The 15,481-nt window shown below is 75.6% G+C and carries 13 protein-coding genes, 1 rRNA gene and 1 pseudogene; 12 read left to right on the forward strand and 3 right to left on the reverse strand.

The window, feature by feature from the left end:
• From rrf to ACWDRR_RS37715, 3 genes and pseudogenes are all read left to right on the forward strand, one after another.
• A 5S ribosomal RNA gene (gene rrf / locus ACWDRR_RS37705) occupies positions 1-92 on the forward strand; the annotation flags it as partial.
• Positions 93-903: 811 nt separating this feature from the next.
• Positions 904-1,446, forward strand: a pseudogene (locus ACWDRR_RS37710) (DEAD/DEAH box helicase); the annotation flags it as partial.
• A 306-nt stretch (positions 1,447-1,752) separates the two neighbouring features.
• Complete coding sequence (locus tag ACWDRR_RS37715) at positions 1,753-2,640, forward strand: tetratricopeptide repeat protein (protein ID WP_449776822.1); 888 nt, start codon at positions 1,753-1,755, stop codon at positions 2,638-2,640.
• A 101-nt stretch (positions 2,641-2,741) separates the two neighbouring features.
• Here ACWDRR_RS37715 and ACWDRR_RS37720 read toward each other — a convergent pair whose 3' ends face one another.
• Positions 2,742-4,112 (reverse strand): DUF1015 family protein, encoded by a 1,371-nt coding sequence (locus tag ACWDRR_RS37720; RefSeq protein WP_449776793.1) that lies wholly within the window; start codon positions 4,110-4,112, stop codon positions 2,742-2,744.
• 172 nt (positions 4,113-4,284) lie between these two features.
• On the opposite strand from ACWDRR_RS37720, the gene ACWDRR_RS37725 reads away from it, so the two are divergent.
• Positions 4,285-4,998, forward strand: coding sequence for a tetratricopeptide repeat protein (locus ACWDRR_RS37725; RefSeq protein WP_449776794.1), 714 nt, complete (start codon positions 4,285-4,287; stop codon positions 4,996-4,998).
• A gap of 12 nt (positions 4,999-5,010) precedes the next feature.
• Entirely contained in the window at positions 5,011-6,054 is a 1,044-nt protein-coding gene (locus ACWDRR_RS37730) for an HAD-IIA family hydrolase (protein WP_449776795.1), read from the forward strand.
• Between the two features lie 110 nt (positions 6,055-6,164).
• On the opposite strand, the gene ACWDRR_RS37735 is transcribed toward ACWDRR_RS37730, so the two are convergent.
• The gene (locus ACWDRR_RS37735) at positions 6,165-6,512 is read right to left on the reverse strand and encodes an SCP2 sterol-binding domain-containing protein (RefSeq protein ID WP_449776796.1); all 348 of its coding nucleotides are present in this window, start codon (positions 6,510-6,512) and stop codon (positions 6,165-6,167) included.
• A 157-nt stretch (positions 6,513-6,669) separates the two neighbouring features.
• Between ACWDRR_RS37735 and ACWDRR_RS37740 the strand changes: the two genes are divergently transcribed.
• The 4 genes from ACWDRR_RS37740 (at position 6,670) to ACWDRR_RS37755 (ending at position 9,850) form a co-directional block, all read left to right on the forward strand.
• Positions 6,670-7,590 (forward strand): hypothetical protein, encoded by a 921-nt coding sequence (locus ACWDRR_RS37740; protein ID WP_449776797.1) that lies wholly within the window; start codon positions 6,670-6,672, stop codon positions 7,588-7,590.
• Positions 7,583-7,894 (forward strand): hypothetical protein, encoded by a 312-nt coding sequence (locus tag ACWDRR_RS37745; protein WP_449776798.1) that lies wholly within the window; start codon positions 7,583-7,585, stop codon positions 7,892-7,894. The genes ACWDRR_RS37740 and ACWDRR_RS37745 overlap by 8 nt, the downstream gene beginning before the upstream one ends.
• A 20-nt stretch (positions 7,895-7,914) precedes the next feature.
• The gene (locus ACWDRR_RS37750; protein ID WP_449776823.1) at positions 7,915-8,721 is read left to right on the forward strand and encodes a TlyA family RNA methyltransferase; all 807 of its coding nucleotides are present in this window, start codon (positions 7,915-7,917) and stop codon (positions 8,719-8,721) included.
• A gap of 226 nt (positions 8,722-8,947) precedes the next feature.
• Positions 8,948-9,850 (forward strand): NAD kinase, encoded by a 903-nt coding sequence (locus ACWDRR_RS37755; protein ID WP_387892841.1) that lies wholly within the window; start codon positions 8,948-8,950, stop codon positions 9,848-9,850.
• Positions 9,851-9,883: 33 nt separating this feature from the next.
• Here the strand turns inward: ACWDRR_RS37755 and yczR are convergent, their stop codons facing one another.
• Positions 9,884-11,395: a MocR-like transcription factor YczR gene (yczR, locus tag ACWDRR_RS37760; RefSeq protein ID WP_449776799.1), complete on the reverse strand. Its 1,512-nt coding sequence runs from the start codon at positions 11,393-11,395 to the stop codon at positions 9,884-9,886.
• 137 nt (positions 11,396-11,532) lie between these two features.
• Here yczR and yczE point away from each other — a divergent pair, with 137 nt between their 5' ends.
• The 3 genes from yczE (at position 11,533) to ACWDRR_RS37775 (ending at position 15,394) form a co-directional block, all read left to right on the forward strand.
• Positions 11,533-12,228 (forward strand): membrane protein YczE, encoded by a 696-nt coding sequence (gene yczE / locus ACWDRR_RS37765; protein WP_449776800.1) that lies wholly within the window; start codon positions 11,533-11,535, stop codon positions 12,226-12,228.
• 76 nt (positions 12,229-12,304) lie between these two features.
• Positions 12,305-14,038: a DNA repair protein RecN gene (recN, locus tag ACWDRR_RS37770; protein WP_449776824.1), complete on the forward strand. Its 1,734-nt coding sequence runs from the start codon at positions 12,305-12,307 to the stop codon at positions 14,036-14,038.
• Between the two features lie 186 nt (positions 14,039-14,224).
• The gene (locus ACWDRR_RS37775; protein WP_449776801.1) at positions 14,225-15,394 is read left to right on the forward strand and encodes a glycosyltransferase family 4 protein; all 1,170 of its coding nucleotides are present in this window, start codon (positions 14,225-14,227) and stop codon (positions 15,392-15,394) included.
• Positions 15,395-15,481: the final 87 nt, after the last annotated feature.

Genomic DNA, 15,481 nt, shown 5'->3' on the forward strand with positions numbered 1-15,481 from the left:
CGCCCGGTTACATTCCGAACCCGGAAGCTAAGCCTCACAGCGCCGATGGTACTGCAGGGGGGACCCTGTGGGAGAGTAGGACGCCGCCGAACAATTATTCAAGGCCGCGGCCCCAGCGATTCGCTGGGGCCGCGGCCTTTTTGTTTTTACGTACGTTTGCACCGTCGGCACGACTAGGGACTTCCGCCCAGGCGCGGGGCGTCCTCCGATGCCGGACAATGGAGATGGTGCTCGGCCAGGAGGCCGGCATCGAACCGCGCGAGGGCAGTGGTGTCGCCCCGGCCGCGGTAGAGCTGAAGCAACAGAGGAGTCACCACAATGTCGAACCAGCCCCAGGACCGTCCCGAGCGTCGATCGGACGACGGCCGCGGCTACGAGCCCCGGTCTCGTGGGGGCTGGTCCAACGACCGCGGTCCGCGTCGCGATGACCGTGACGACCGCCCGCGCCGCGACGACCGCCCCTCCGGTGGCGGTTACAACCGTGACCGTGACGACCGTCCGCGTCGTGACGACCGTCCCTCGGGCGGTGGCGGCGGTTTCCGTCGTGACGACCGCCCGTCCGGTGGCGGCGGCGGCTTCCGCCGTGACGACCGTCCGTCGGGTGGCGGCGGTTTCCGTCGCGATGACCGTCCGTCCGGTGGCGGCGGTGGTTTCCGCCGCGATGACCGCCCCTCGGGTGGCGGTTTCCGTCGTGACGACCGTCCGTCCGGTGGTGGCTTCAACCGTGACCGTGATGACCGTCCGCGTCGTGACGACCGTCCGTCCGGTGGCGGGTTCAACCGTGACCGTGACGACCGTGGCGGCTTCCGTCGTGACGACCGTCCGTCCGGTGGTGGCGGTGGCTTCCGTCGTGATGACCGCCCCTCGGGTGGCGGTTTCCGTCGTGACGACCGCCCCTCGGGTGGTGGCTTCAACCGTGACCGTGACGACCGTGGCGGTTTCCGTCGCGATGACCGTCCGTCCGGTGGCGGGTTCAACCGTGACCGTGACGACCGTCCGCGTCGTGACGACCGCCCGTCCGGTGGTGGCTTCAACCGTGACCGTGACGACCGCGGTGGCTTCCGTCGTGACGACCGTCCGTCCGGTGGTGGCGGTTTCCGTCGCGATGACCGTCCGGGCGGGTTCAACCGTGACCGTGACGACCGTCCGCGTCGTGACGACCGCCCCTCGGGTGGTGGCTTCAACCGCGACCGCGACGACCGTGGCGGTTTCCGTCGTGACGACCGTCCGTCCGGTGGCGGGTTCAACCGCGACCGCGACGACCGTCCGCGTCGCGACGACCGCCCCTCGGGTGGTGGCTTCAACCGCGACCGCGACGACCGTGGCGGCTTCCGTCGTGACGACCGTCCGTCGGGTGGTGGCGGTTTCCGTCGCGATGACCGTCCGGGCGGCTTCAACCGCGACCGTGATGACCGTCCGCGTCGTGACGACCGTCCGTCCGGTGGCGGGTTCAACCGTGACCGTGACGACCGCGGCGGCTTCCGCCGTGACGACCGTCCGTCCGGTGGCGGCGGTTTCCGTCGCGATGACCGTCCGAGCGGCTTCAACCGTGACCGCGACGACCGTCCGCGTCGCGACGACCGCCCCTCCGGTGGCGGCTTCAACCGCGACCGTGACGACCGCGGCGGCTTCCGCCGCGACGACCGCCCGCGTCGTGACGACCGCCCCTCCGGCGGCTACAACCGCGACCGTGACGACCGTGGCGGCCGGGACTACGACGACCGCCGGGGCAACTTCGAGCCCGTCAAGCGGCTGCCGATCCCGGAGGACGTCACCGGCTTCGAGCTGGACGCGGACGTCCGCCAGGAGCTCAAGAGCCTGCCCAAGACGCTCGCCGACGACGTCGCCCGCAACCTGGTGATGGTCGCCCGCCTGCTCGACAGCGAGCCGGAGGAGGCCTACCAGTACTCGCGCGTCGCGCTGCGGCTGGCGTCCCGCGTGGCCGCCGTCCGCGAGGCCGCCGGCTTCGCCTCGTACATGACGCAGCGCTACTCCGAGGCGCTGACCGAGTTCCGCGCGTCCCGTCGGATGACCGGCCGGGCGGACCTGTGGCCGGTGATGGCGGACTGCGAGCGCGGTCTGAGTCGTCCGGAGCGGGCGCTGGCGATGGCCGGTGAGCCCGAGGTGAAGCAGCTGGACAAGGCCGGTCAGGTCGAGATGCGCCTGGTCGCGGCGGGTGCCCGCAGCGACATGGAGCAGTTCGAGGCGGCCGTGGTCACCCTGCAGAGCCCGGAGCTGGCCTCCAGCGCCGTGCACCCGTGGACCGCGCGACTGCGGTACGCGTACGCCGAGGCCCTGATCGCGGCCGGCCGGGGCGACGAGGCCCGTGACTGGTTCGCCAAGGCGGCCGAGGCCGACACCGACGGCGCCACCAACGCGTCGGAGCGGCTGGCCGAGATCGACGGGCTGGAGTTCGTCGACGCGCTCGACCCCGAGGTCGAGGAGGAGGACGGCGAGGCCGAGGCCGAGGTCGAGGCCCCTGCCCCGGCGCCGGCCAAGTCGCGCGGCGGCGTGCCGGACGAGCGGGAGATCTTCGAGGACGAGGAAGACGTCGAGGAGTTCTACGACGAGGACGACCTCGAGATCGACGAGGACTTCGACGGCGTGGTGCCGGAGCGTTCCAAGGACGCCAAGGCCTGATGCCGCGCGGTGCGTAGCAGTGAGTAGGTGAGTGAGGCCCTGCCGTACCCCGGGATTCTCCGGGGCGCGGCAGGGCCTCACTGCTGTTCGGGCCCCGGCGCTCAGCCCAGTTCGAGGCTGCGCAGGACCAGCCCGGTGGCCGGCTTCGGGCCGAAGGACGTGGACTTGCGGGGCATGGTCACGCCCTGTTCGGCGAGCCGGCGGACGACGCTCTCGCGCACCGGGTGGAGCAGCACCGCCGTGCCGCCGGTCCGGGCCGCCTCGCGCTCGGCCGACACCGCGGTGTGCAGGTAGCCGATGTCGTCGGGGCCGTCGGGGACGTGCCAGGTGTGGTCCAGCAGCGTGGCGTGCAGCACGGTCGCGTCCAGGTGGCGCCACTCCTGCGGCCGGTCGCGCGGCACGGTCGCGTCGAGCAGGGCCTCGTCGGGTTCGCCGATCAGCCAGTAGACGCCGTCCCCGCCGGTGAGCACGAAGCCGTTGCCGCCGTGCCCCTTCTGTTCGGCGAGCGCCTGCAGGGCGGCGGTCAGCGGGCCGGGCACCTCCTTGACCCGCCAGCGGTCGCCCAGCTTCTCCAGCGCGTCGGCGATCGGCAGCCGGTACAGCACCCGGTGGATCGCGCGGACCCGCAGCGGGTAGCGGGCGGTGTCGACCAGCAGGACCAGGCCCCGGTCCCAGGGGCTGCGCGGCAGGTGGCGGTGCTCGCGCTGGAGCCGCAGGTACATCTCCCAGCGGTGGTGGCCGTCGGCGATCAGCGCCCGGCAGGTGGCCAGGTCCCGGCCGATCTCGGCGATCTCGGCGGGGTCGGTCACGGCCCACAGCCGGTGGTGGGTGCCGTCGGTGGTGGTCGTGGTGAGCAGCGGCTCGTCCTGGACCGCGCGTTCGACCACGCCGGCCGCGCCGCCGTTGCCCCGGTAGGTGAGCAGCAGCGGTTCGAGATTGGCCCGGGTGGTGCGCATCAGACCGACCCGGTCCGCGACCGGCCTGGGCATCACGTCCTCGTGGGGGAGGACGACGCCGGCCTCGCTGCCGCTGACGGCGAGGGCGCCGATCAGACCGCGTTGGAGGAGCTCCGGTGAGTCGCCGGTGGCGGGCACGCGCTGCTCGTAGACGTACAGCGCGGGCTCGTCGTCGGCGGCCAGGACGCCCTCGCGCAGCCAGTCGCGCAGCAGCCGGGCGGCGTGCCGGTAGCGGGTGTCGCGGTCGGGGCGGTCGCCGGCGTCCTCCGGCTCGGGGCGCGGCAGGATCAGCCGGACCACGTTGTGCGGATCGGCGGTCTCCAGGTCGAGCCGGCGGCCGGGGTCCACGACGTCGTACGGCGGTGAGGTCACCGCGGCCAGTCCGCCGACCCGGTCGGGGACGTAGCGGAGGCCGCGGAAGGGGGACAGGGACAGACCTGCGGTGGCGACATGACCGGGATTGCCGGGGCCGCCCTGCGGAGACTCCGCTCCGCTTTCTGCACTGGGTGTGCTCATTCTGGGCATCGTAATCGGGTACGCGTTGTTCAGAGATCGGAACACCCGTGCTGGTCCGGAGCGGGCGGGTGTCGTGAGCGAGGGCGAGGTACGGCGTGGGAGAGCGCAGTGAGCGGGCGGCGCAGCGGTGCGCGTCCCGCGAGGCGGTCGGCGCGGGCAGCGAGGTGGGCGCATGAGCGGTGGGCAGGAGCGGGTGGACGGCGGCGGCGGTGCGGAGGGTTTCGCGGACGGTGGCGCGAACGGGTCCGTCGGCGCCGGGAGTTCGGGCGAGGGATCCGGAGCGGGCGGGGGCGTGCCGGAGCAGGGACGGCCCGGCGAGCCGGCGGGGGACGTCTACGAGTGGTTCCGCCGGGGCGGAAGGCTGCTGGCCCAGGGGAATCCGGCGGCCGCCGAGCAGTTGCTGGCGCGGGCGGCCGCGGCGGAGCCGCACTCGCGCAGCATCCGGGAGACGCTGGCCCGGGCACAGTTCGACGCCGGCTCGTACGCGGCGGCGCTGGAGAACTTCCGGGCGGTGGCCCTGGCCGATCCGTCCGACGACTACGCTCAGTTCGGGTGGGGTGTCTCGGCGGCCCGGCTGGGCGACTTCGAGACGTCCGCCGAGCACCTGGCCCTGGCCGTCGCGATGCGGCCGGACAGCGACCACTACCGGGCCGCGCTGCGGCAGACCCGGGCGACCCTGGCGGCCCGCGCCGGGGCGTTCGGCCCGCTGCTGCCGGGGGCGCCGGGGTACGCGGAGCCCGGGCAGGCGCCCGGCGGGCTGCCGCCGGCGGCCGACCGGGGCGGTCGGAGCGACGGCGGCGGCACGGAGCGTGACGGATCGGTGCGGGACGGCACCGGGCCGGCCGGGACGGACGAGACGGATGACGGGGATCGACGCAGTGAATGAGGTAGCGAAGGCATGACGGAGACGGCCACCACCGAGCGACGGACCGCCCCCGGCGGCAGCGAGCTCCCGCTGACCGAGGCGTACGACACGGCGCTGCTGGACCTCGACGGCGTGGTCTACGCCGGGCCGAACGCGATCGACCACGCGGCGGACTCGCTGGCGGCGGCGCGGACGGCCGGGATGCGGCTGGCGTACGTGACCAACAACGCCTCCCGCCCGCCCCGGGTGGTGGCCGCCCATCTGACCGAGCTGGGTGTGCCGGCCGAGCCGGCCGACGTGATCAACTCGGCGCAGGCGGCCGCCCGGGTCGTCGCCGAGAAGGTGCCGGCCGGGTCGAAGGTGCTGGTCGTCGGCGGTCCGGGCCTGGAGGAGGCGCTGGCCGAACGCGGCCTGGTGGCCGTCCGCACGCTGGCCGAGGAGCCGCTCGCGGTGGTGCAGGGCTTCGACCCCTCGGTGGGCTGGGCGCACCTCGCGGAGGCCTCCTACGCGGTGCAGAGCGGGCTGCCGTGGGTGGCCTCCAACACCGACCTGACGGTGCCGACCGCGCACGGGATCGCGCCGGGCAACGGCACGCTGGTCGCCGCCGTGCGCGCGGCGACGGGCGTGGAGCCCGAGGTGGCGGGCAAGCCGCTGCCGCCGATGCACCGCGAGACGGTGCTGCGGACCGGGGCGCGGCGGCCGCTGGTGGTCGGGGACCGGCTGGACACCGACATCGAGGGCGCCTTCAACGGCGGTGTGGACAGCCTGCTGGTGTTCACCGGGGTCACCACGGCGGCGCAGCTGCTCGCGGCGCCGGCGGAGCACCGGCCGACGTACCTGGCGGAGGACCTGCGCGGTCTGCTGACGGCGCACCCCGCGGTCACCGGGCAGCCGGACGGCGGCTTCGGCTGCGGCGGCTGGGTCGTGGTGGCGCAGGACGGGGTGCTGCGGCTGGAGGGCGTCGGGGCGGACCGCTGGGACGGGCTGCGGGCGCTCTGCGCGGCGGCCTGGACGGCGCTGGACGCGGACGGTGCCGCGGCGGACGGGCGGAAGGCGCTGGCCGAGCTGGGGTTCTGAGGCCGGGATTCCCCGGCCGGGGCGCCGGTGACCGTGGGCCGGTCGCGCGACTCGCGCGGCCGGCCCCGCCTGTCGGTGCGCCGGCCCGGCCGCCTGGCCCGGCCGCCGGGTCAGAGCAGGGTGCGCAGCCGCAGCAGGTCGCGGAAGCCGGCCTCCAGCCGGACCCGGCCGCCGGCCCAGGCGGCGGCGAAGTTGAGCTTGCCGCCGACCAGGGCGACCAGGTCGTCGCTGCTCATGGTGAGCCGGATCTCGGCCTTCTCGGAGGGCGGACCGGGTGCCTCGGTGACGTCCACGATCCGGCCGTCCCGCAGCCGTCCGGAGAAGGTCAGGTCGAGATCGGTGATCCGGCAGGTGAGGGAGCGGTCGAGGGCGGCGGCCTTGTGGATGTCACCGGTGGACTTCGCCAGGTTCCGGCTGAGCTGTTCCAGTGCCGTCCGGCACTCCTCGGCGTTGGCCATGGCGGCTGGTCCACTCCTCGTGCGGCGGCGGCGGTCACTGCGGGGCCACGGTACCGCAGGCGGGTTTTGGCGGTAGCGTCGTCTGTGGGGTGCCCGGAACCGGTCCGGGTACCGACGGCGACGGAGCGATGCGCGCAGGCGCTAAGGAGGCACCCGGATGCTGCCGAAGACGGTGCGGGGAGCGGTCGAGGCCGCCGCCGGGTTGGTGGAGGAGGTCGGCAAGCTGGTCGTCGGGACGGCGGCCGGGCTGCTGGAGAAGGGCGGGGTCGACATCGCCGAGGTGGAGCGGCGGCTGGGCGGGCCGTTCCCGCCGTCCGCGAAGTCGCTGCAGACCCTGGCGGAGGAGGCGGTGACCGCCGGGCGGGCCGGGGTGGACCTGGCGGTCGGTGTGGCGCGCGGCGAGGTGGAGAAGGCCTTCGAGAAGGTCGGCGACCAGGTGACCAAGGTCGGCGTCGTGCTCGCCTACCTGGAGAGCAAGCTGCGCGAGGTCGAGGAGGAGGGCGTGCCGGCCGCGTCGCCGCAGGCCGAGTCCGGGCCGGCGGCCCCGGCGCCCCGGGCGGACGGCCTGTTCGGCCGCGGTTGGGAGCAGGACGACGAGGCCGCGGCGCCGGCCGCGCGGGCGGGCGGCGAGCCGATAGTGGCCGAGCGGGTCGAGGTCGACGAGCCGGTGGAGATCGACCCGCCGGTGCCGTCGGCGCGGGCGGCCGCCCCGGAGGCCCCGGTCGAGAAGCCGGTCGCGAAGGCTGTCGCGAAGAAGGCGGCGACGAAGAAGCCGGCCGCGAAGAAGGCCGCGGCCGACCGGACCGCCACCGGGACGTCGGACGCGAAGCCCGCGACCGCGGGCCGGGCGACCGCGAAGCCCGCGACCGCCGCGAAGCCCGCTTCCGCCGGGAAGGCCGCGGCCAAGAAGACGGCCGTCAAGAAGACCGCCGTCAAGAAGACCGCGGCAGCGACCACGAAGCGGGCCGCGGCGAAGAGGGCGGCGCAGTCCGCCGGCCAGGAGCCGCCCGCCAAGCGGACCGCGACCAGGAAGACCACCGTCCGCAAGAGCACCAGCACGAAGAAGCCCGATGCCTGACCCCGGCCCGGGCCCGGTCGCCGCCCCCGTCCCCCTTCCGGAGCAAGCCGGCCGGGTAGCCGGCTGCGAAGGCGCCCGGGAAGCCGCCCCGGTCACCGGCGAGCCGCTCCCGCTGGGCGTCGAGATCACCCCCACCGGCCACCCGGCCGTCGACGCCGCCGTGGCCCGGCTGGAGGTCCTGGACGGGGTGCCGACCGAGGCACACGTCGCGGTGTACGAAGATGTTCACCAGCGGCTGACCGACACCCTGGCCGCGCTCGACCAGGACGACCCGCTCGGATCGACCGCCCGGAATGACCCGTAGGAGCTGAAACACCAGTGGCAGTGGCACGACGCCGTCTCGACGCGGAGCTGGTCCGCCGCAAGCTGGCCCGGTCGCGCGAGCACGCGTCCGAGCTGATCGCGGCCGGCCGGGTGACCGTCGGAGGCACCACCGCGACCAAGCCGGCCACCCAGGTGGAGACCGCGGCGGCGGTCGTGGTGGCCGAGGACGAGAACGACCCCGACTACGTCTCGCGCGGCGGACACAAGCTCGCCGGGGCGTTCGCCGCCTTCGTGCTCCAGGGCCTGGTGGTCGAGGGCCGCCGGGCGCTGGACGCGGGTGCGTCCACCGGCGGCTTCACCGACGTGCTGCTGCGCGCCGGGGCGGCCGGCGTGCTGGCGGTGGACGTCGGCTACGGGCAGCTCGCGTGGTCGCTGCAGAGCGACGAGCGGGTGACGGTGATGGACCGCACCAATGTGCGCGAGCTGACCGTGGAGCTGATCGGCGGCTCGCCGGTCGACCTGGTCGTCGGCGACCTCTCGTTCATCTCGCTGGGCCTGGTGCTGCCCGCGCTGGCCGGCTGCGCCGCGCAGGACGCGGACCTGGTGCTGATGGTCAAGCCGCAGTTCGAGATCGGCAAGGAGCGCCTCGGCAGCGGTGGCGTGGTGCGCAGCCCGCAGCTTCGCTCCGAGATGATCCGGCAGGTGGCCGGGAAGGCCTGGGAGCAGGGGCTGGGCGTGCGGGCGGTCACCGCGAGCCCGCTGCCGGGGCCGTCGGGGAACGTCGAGTACTTCCTCTGGCTGCGCCGGGACGCCCCGCAGTTGGACCCGGCGGAGGCGGACCGGGCGGTCGCCGAAGGCCCCCGATAGGGTGCTCTGCGGACGTCCGGTCCGTCATGCTGAGTGACGCGGCCGCACCGGGCCGAGGGCGACCCGGCCGACGTAGGGAGAGGGCAGCGGGCATGAGCGAGCGAACCGTGGGGGTATCCCCGGCCGGAATCCGGCGGAGAGCTGTCGAGGGGTGCGCGTCGTCCGTGGCGACGGCCGGGCGGCGGGGGCACCTCAGGGCTGTCGGAACGGGCGGAGAGGGGCGCGCATGAGCGAGGGACGTACGGTCTTCCTGATCGCGCACACCGGCCGGGAGGCCGCGCTGCGCAGCGTCGAGGGCCTGGTGCACGGCCTGCTGAAGGCGGGGATCCGGATCAGACTGCTCGCGGCCGAGGCGGTGGACCTGGACCTGCCCGACGGCGTCGAGCGGGTGGCCGGGGGACCGGGCGCGGCGGACGGCTGCGAGCTGATCCTGGTCGCGGGCGGGGACGGGACGCTGTTGCGCGGGGCCGAGCTGGCGCGCGAGCACGGGCTGCCGATGCTCGGCATCAACCTGGGCCGGGTGGGCTTCCTCGCGGAGGCCGAGCGGGACGATCTCGCGGTGGTGGTCGAGCGGGTCGTCGACGCCGACTACGAGGTCGAGGAGCGGATGACGCTCGATGTGATCGTCCGGACCAACGGCGACGTGGTGCACCAGGACTGGGCGTTGAACGAGGCCTCGATCGAGAAGGCGGCCCGGGAGCGGATGCTGGAGGTGGTGACCGAGGTGGACGGCCGTCCGGTCTCCAACTTCGGTTGCGACGGGGTGGTCTGCGCGACGCCGACCGGTTCGACGGCGTACGCGTTCTCCGGCGGCGGTCCGGTGGTCTGGCCCGAGGTGGAGGCGCTGCTGATGGTGCCGATCAGCGCGCACGCGCTGTTCGCCCGGCCGCTGGTGACCTCGCCGGACTCGGTGCTGGCGGTCGAGGTGCAGCCGAAGACCCCGCACGGCGTGCTCTGGTGCGACGGCCGGCGCTCGGTGGAGCTGCCGGCCGGGGCCCGGGTGGAGGTCCGCCGGGGGCAGACGCCGGTACGGCTGGCGCGCCTGCACCGGGCCCCGTTCACCGACCGGCTGGTGGCCAAGTTCGCGCTGCCGGTGACGGGTTGGCGCGGCCGGGCGGAGACGCTCTGACCGGTCGCCCCGGCCACCGACGCTGACGGACCGTCAGACCGCCAGTGGCTGGTTGTCGTCGGCGGCGCTCCAGCGGCCGCCGGCGGCGGCCCGGGCGGCGACCGCCGCGAGTCGTTCGACGGCGGCGGGCACGGCCGGGGCGGGCAGGGAGAGCGGGATCCGGATGTGGTGCTCGAAGGCGCCGTCCGAGCCGAAGCGGTTGCCCGCCGCGATCCGCACGCCGCCGTGCTCGCCGGCCAGGGCCAGTGCCGCGCCGGACAGGCCGCCGGTGGAGACCCAGAGCGAGAGCCCGCCGGGCGGGGCGGCGTAGTGCCAGGCGGGCAGGTGCTCGCGCAGCGCGCCGGCGAAGGCCTCGGCGGTGGCCCGCACCCGGGCCAGCTGGTGGGCGCGGACGGCCGCCAGCGGCTCGCCGAGCAGCTCGGCGGCGATCAGCTGGTCCAGCACCGGGGCGCCGACGTCGCTGTAGACCCGGGCGGTGGCCAGCCGGCGCACCAGCGCGGGGGCCGCCCGGACCCAGCCGATCCGCAGGCCGCCCCAGAGCAGCTTTCCCGCCGAGCCGACGGTGACCACCTGGGCGGAGCGGTCCAGCGCGGCCATCGGGCGGGGGAGCGCGACGCCCTCCGGCAGGCCCCAGCCGAGTTCGGCGGTGGTCTCGTCGGCCAGCACGATCGTGCCGGCGGCCCGGGCGGCGGCCAGCAGCTCCCGGCGCTGTTCCTCGGGGACGAGGGCGCCGGTCGGGTTGTGGAAGTCCGGGATCACGTAGGCGGCCTTGGGTGCGGCGCCGCGCAGCACCCGGCGCCACTCGGCGAGGTCCCAGGCGGGCTGCCGGGACGGCCCGCCCGGCCAGCCGTAGGGGACGGGCACCAGGCGGGCGTCGCCCAGGCGCAGCGCCTGCAGGGTGTGCGCGTAGCTGGGCGCCTCGACGGCGACCCGGTCGCCGCGGCCGATCAGCGCCTGCCGCACCAGGTGCAGGCCGCCCATCGCGCCGATCGTGATCAGGATCTGGTCGGGGGTGGTCGGCAGGCCGCGCTCGGTGTAGCGCCGGGCCACCGCCTCGCGCAGGACCGGGACGCCGGTGGGGTAGTTGCCGTGGCCGGCGGCGTACGCGGGCAGCTGCTCGACGGCCCGGGCGGCTGCCGCGCCGAGGAACGGCTGCGGGGCGGGCAGTGCGGCGACCCCGAGGTCCAGGACGCGGCCCTGCTCGTCCGGCGGCACCGGGTGCAGCGCGTCGCCGGGCGGCGGGGCGCCCTCGGGCAGAGCGGTCCAGCTGCCGGAGCCGCGCCGGCTGTGCAGGTAGCCCTCGGCGCGCAGGGCCTCGTACGCGGTGGCCACGGTGGTGCGGCTGAGCCGCAGGGCCAGGGCCAGTTCGCGCTCGGCGGGGAGCCGGGCACCGACCGGCAGCCGGCCCTCGGAGACCAGCAGCCGGACCTGCCCGGCCAGCGTCCGGTAGGCGGGGCGGCGGGCGGTGGCCGGCTCGGGCAGCCGGGCGGTTTCGAGCAGCCGGGCGAGCGCGGCGGCGGTGACGGTGGTGTGCCAGTCGGCCATGGGTGATCAGTCCACTTGCTCGGAATTGGCCCTGGAAAGGGTCGCTTTGGCCTGCCCATCATGGCAGGGCGGCCATTGAGTCCGCCACCGTCGCGGGCCCGGCCCGTACGGTGCGGCACCACCTGCGGGAGACCCCGATGGCCACCACGACCACGCATCCGACCACCTCCGCGCCCGCCGCCACCGCGGCGCGCCCCTCGCTCGCCGTCCGGCTGCTCGGCGACACCCACGCCCTGGGCCGCCGGCTCCCGCAGCTCCTGGTCGGGCTCTCCCTCTACGGGGCGAGCATGGGGCTGATGCTGCGGTCCGGGCTCGGCCTCGACCCGTGGGACGTCTTCCACCAGGGCCTGCAGCGCACCGCCGGCCTCTCGGTGGGCGCCTGGGTGACCATCTGCGGCGCCCTGGTGCTGCTGTTCTGGATCCCGCTGCGCCAGCGCCCCGGCCTCGGCACCGTCGCCAACGTGCTGATGATCGGCGCGGCGATGGACCTCACCCTGCGGGTGGTCGGCACGCCCGGCCCGCTGCCGGCCCGGATCGCGCTCATGGTGGGAGCGATCGTGCTCAACGGCCTGGCCACCGGTCTCTACATCGGGGCCCGCTTCGGGCCGGGCCCGCGGGACGGCCTGATGACCGGCCTGCACCGGCGCACCGGCCGGTCGCTGCGGCTGATCCGGACCGGGATCGAACTCACGGTACTGGCCGCCGGAGTCCTGCTCGGCGGCACCGCGGGCGTCGGGACCGTCGCGTACGCGCTGGCCATCGGCCCGCTCGCACAGTTCTTCCTGCCCTGGTGCACCGCTCCCACCGCAGCTCAAACGCCCCGGAAGGGATGAACTTGGGAGGCGTGGAGTTGTCGCTCGTCGCGCGCCGGGGCCGGAACCTCGTAAGGTCGTCACCGTGTTGGACGAGATGCGGATACGGGATCTTGGGGTCATTGACGACGCGGTGGTCGAACTGGCCCCCGGCTTCACCGCCGTGACCGGTGAGACCGGTGCCGGAAAGACCATGGTGGTGACCAGCCTCGGCCTGTTGCTGGGCGGCCGCGCCGACCCGGGCCTGGTGCGCAACGGCGCCGGACGCGCGGTCGTCGAGGGCCGCCTCGAACTGCCCGCGGGCTCCCCGGCGGCCGCCCGCGCCGTCGAGGCCGGGGCCGAACTCGACGACGGCGCGCTGCTGATCAGCCGGACCGTCTCCGCCGAGGGCCGCTCCCGGGCGTACGTCGGCGGCCGGGCCGTCCCGGTCGGGCTGCTCGCCGAGCTCGGCGAGGACCTGATCGCCGTGCACGGCCAGACCGACCAGCAGCGGCTGCTGCGCCCGGCCCGCCAGCGCGGCGCCCTGGACCGGTACGCGGGCGAGGCGGTGGCCGAGCCGCTGGCCCGCTACCGCGAGGTCTACCGCCGGCTGCGGGAGGTCTCGGCGACCCTGGAGGAGCTGACCACCCGGGCCCGCGAGCGCGCCCAGGAGGCGGACCTGCTCCGCTTCGGCCTGGACGAGGTGGCCGCCGCCGAACCGGTCGCCGACGAGGACGTCGAGCTGGGCGCCGAGGCCGAGCGGCTCGGCCACGCCGACGCGCTCTCCTCCGCCGCCACCCTGGCCCACGCCGCGCTGGCCGGCGACCCCGCCGACCCGGAGGCGCTGGACGCCGGCACCCTGCTGGCCCAGGCCCGCCGCGCCCTGGACGCCGTCCGCCACCACGACGAGCGGCTCGCCTCCCTCGCCGACCGGCTGAACGAGGTCGGCTACCTGCTGGCCGACGTCGCCGGCGACCTGGCCGGCTACGCCGACGACCTGGACGCCGACCCGGTCCGGCTGGCCGCCGTCGAGGACCGCCGGTCCGTGCTGGCCCAGCTGCTGCGCAAGTACGGCGGCCCGGAGAACTCCCTGGCCGAGGTGCTCGCCTGGGCCGACACCGGCTCCGCCCGGCTCGCCGAGCTCGACGGCGACGACGAGCGGATCGACGAGCTCGGCGCCCAGGAGACCGAGCTGCGCGCCGAGTTGGCCGAGCTCGCGGCCGAGGTCTCGACCGCCCGGCAGGCCGCCGCCGGCCGCTTCGCCGAGGCCGTCTCCGCCGAACTCGCCGAACTCGCGATGCCGCACGCCCGGGTGACCTTCGCGATCGGCCAGGTCGACGACCTCGCCGGCATCGAGGTCGACGGCCGCACCGTCGCCTACGGCCCGCACGGCGTGGACGAGGTCGAGGTGCTGCTCGCCCCGCACCCCGGGGCCCAGCCCCGCCCGATCGCCAAGGGCGCCTCCGGCGGTGAGCTCTCCCGGGTGATGCTCGCCGTCGAGGTGGTCTTCGCCGGCGCCGACCCCGTCCCCACCTACCTGTTCGACGAGGTGGACGCGGGCGTCGGCGGCAAGGCCGCGGTCGAGATCGGCCGCCGGCTGGCCAAGTTGGCCGAGTCGGCCCAGGTCGTGGTGGTCACCCACCTGCCCCAGGTCGCCGCCTTCGCCGACCGCCACCTGGTGGTGGTGAAGACCAACGACGGCACCGTGACCCGCAGCGGCGTCAAGGTGCTGAACGACGAGGAGCGGGTGCGCGAACTCTCCCGGATGCTGGCGGGTCTGGAGGACTCGGAGTTGGGCCGCGCCCACGCCGAGGAACTGCTGGCCGCCGCCCGGGCGCCGCGCCACCGGTAGCCGCCGTCGCCCGGCCCGGCGGCCCTCCGGCGGACCGCGACGCGCCCCCCGTGGCGCCGACTGTCCAAGAGGGCCGCCGACCTGGCATGGTGGCGGCTGGACACTGGCTTTCCAGTCCCGAGCGCCGTCGGCGGGCAATCCTCGCGACGCGGCGCGCGAACCTGATCGAGTCGGATGCGAGACGACGTGGACCATTCCGCCGCCCGGGCCGCCGCGGCCGCCCCAGAACCGGGTCAGCTGCACGTGGTGCTCGTCCTGGCCGCCAGCACCGGCGGCATCGGTGCGCACGTGCGCTCACTGGCACAGGGCCTGGTCGCGCACGGAGTGACCGTCACGGTCTGCGCGCCCGCCGGTACGGACGCGTTGTTCGGCTTCTCCCGCACCGGAGCCAGGTTCCACCTGGTCGACATCACCCCCACGGCGGGCGCCCGCAGCGACGCCACCGCGATCGGCGAGCTGCGCCGCGCCTTCACCGGCGCCGACGTGGTGCACGCCCACGGCCTGCGCGCCGGGCTCCTCTCGGACCTGGCGCTGCGCACCGCCGGCCGCTTCCCGGGCCTGCGCCCGGAGACCCCGCTGGTGGTCACCTCGCACCACGCGTTGCTGGCCACCGGCATGGAGCGGCGCCTCCAGCGGCTGATGGAGCGCCGGGTGGCGCGCGCCGCCGACCTGGTGCTCGGCGCCTCCTCCGACCTGGTGGCCCGGGCCCGCGAGCTCGGCGCCACGGACGCGCGGCTGGGCCCGGTGGCCGCCCCGCCGATGCCCGAGGGCCGGCTGGAACGGGCCGAGGCCCGGGCGGCGCTGCTCGGCGACGGCCCGGACCGCCCGCTGGTGCTGGCGGTCGGCCGGCTCGTCCCGCAGAAGGCCTTCGGGCTGCTGCTGGACGCCGCCCGCGAGCTGGCCGCGCTGGAGCCGGAACCGCTGCTGCTGATCGCCGGCGACGGCCCCGAGGCCGCCGGGCTGCGTGAGCGGGTGGCCGCCGAGAAGGCGCCGGTCCGGTTGCTCGGCTACCGCACCGACGTGCCGGACCTGCTGGCCGCCGCCGACGTGCTGGTGGTCTCCAGCCGCTGGGAGGCCCGTTCGCTGGTGGTCCAGGAGGCGATGCGGGCCGGCGTGCCGGTGGTGGCCACCGCCGTCGGCGGCATCCCCGAGCTGGTCGGCGACGCCGCCGTGCTGGTCCCGCCCGGCGACGCGGCCGCGCTCGGCCGGGCGGTGCGCGAGCTGCTCGGCGACCCGGACCGCGGCCGGCGGCTGGTGGCCGCGGGCCGGCAGCAGGCCGAGACCTGGCCGGACGAGGCCGCCACCGTGGCCCAGGTGCTCAGCACCTACGACGAGCTGGTGCAGCGGACCCCGTAGCCGGACCGGTGAGGGCGGGTCGGCCCGGCCGGGCAGGTCGGTCCGGCCGGACCTGCCCGGGCCGTGGCCGCCCCGGGCAGGAGCCGC

The organism is Kitasatospora sp. NPDC003701, assembly GCF_053587085.1.

Bases quoted from the DNA above. Each gene is read 5' to 3' on its own strand.
- ACWDRR_RS37720 (WP_449776793.1), bottom strand. From the start codon at position 4,112: ATGAGCACACCCAGTGCAGAAAGCGGAGCGGAGTCTCCGCAGGGCGGC.
- ACWDRR_RS37755 (WP_387892841.1), top strand. From the start codon at position 8,948: ATGAGCGAGGGACGTACGGTCTTCCTGATCGCGCACACCGGCCGGGAG.
- ACWDRR_RS37745 (WP_449776798.1), top strand. From the start codon at position 7,583: ATGCCTGACCCCGGCCCGGGCCCGGTCGCCGCCCCCGTCCCCCTTCCG.
- ACWDRR_RS37735 (WP_449776796.1), bottom strand. From the start codon at position 6,512: ATGGCCAACGCCGAGGAGTGCCGGACGGCACTGGAACAGCTCAGCCGG.
- yczE (WP_449776800.1), top strand. From the start codon at position 11,533: ATGGCCACCACGACCACGCATCCGACCACCTCCGCGCCCGCCGCCACC.
- ACWDRR_RS37740 (WP_449776797.1), top strand. From the start codon at position 6,670: ATGCTGCCGAAGACGGTGCGGGGAGCGGTCGAGGCCGCCGCCGGGTTG.
- recN (WP_449776824.1), top strand. From the start codon at position 12,305: ATGCGGATACGGGATCTTGGGGTCATTGACGACGCGGTGGTCGAACTG.
- yczR (WP_449776799.1), bottom strand. From the start codon at position 11,395: ATGGCCGACTGGCACACCACCGTCACCGCCGCCGCGCTCGCCCGGCTG.
- ACWDRR_RS37730 (WP_449776795.1), top strand. From the start codon at position 5,011: ATGACGGAGACGGCCACCACCGAGCGACGGACCGCCCCCGGCGGCAGC.
- ACWDRR_RS37725 (WP_449776794.1), top strand. From the start codon at position 4,285: ATGAGCGGTGGGCAGGAGCGGGTGGACGGCGGCGGCGGTGCGGAGGGT.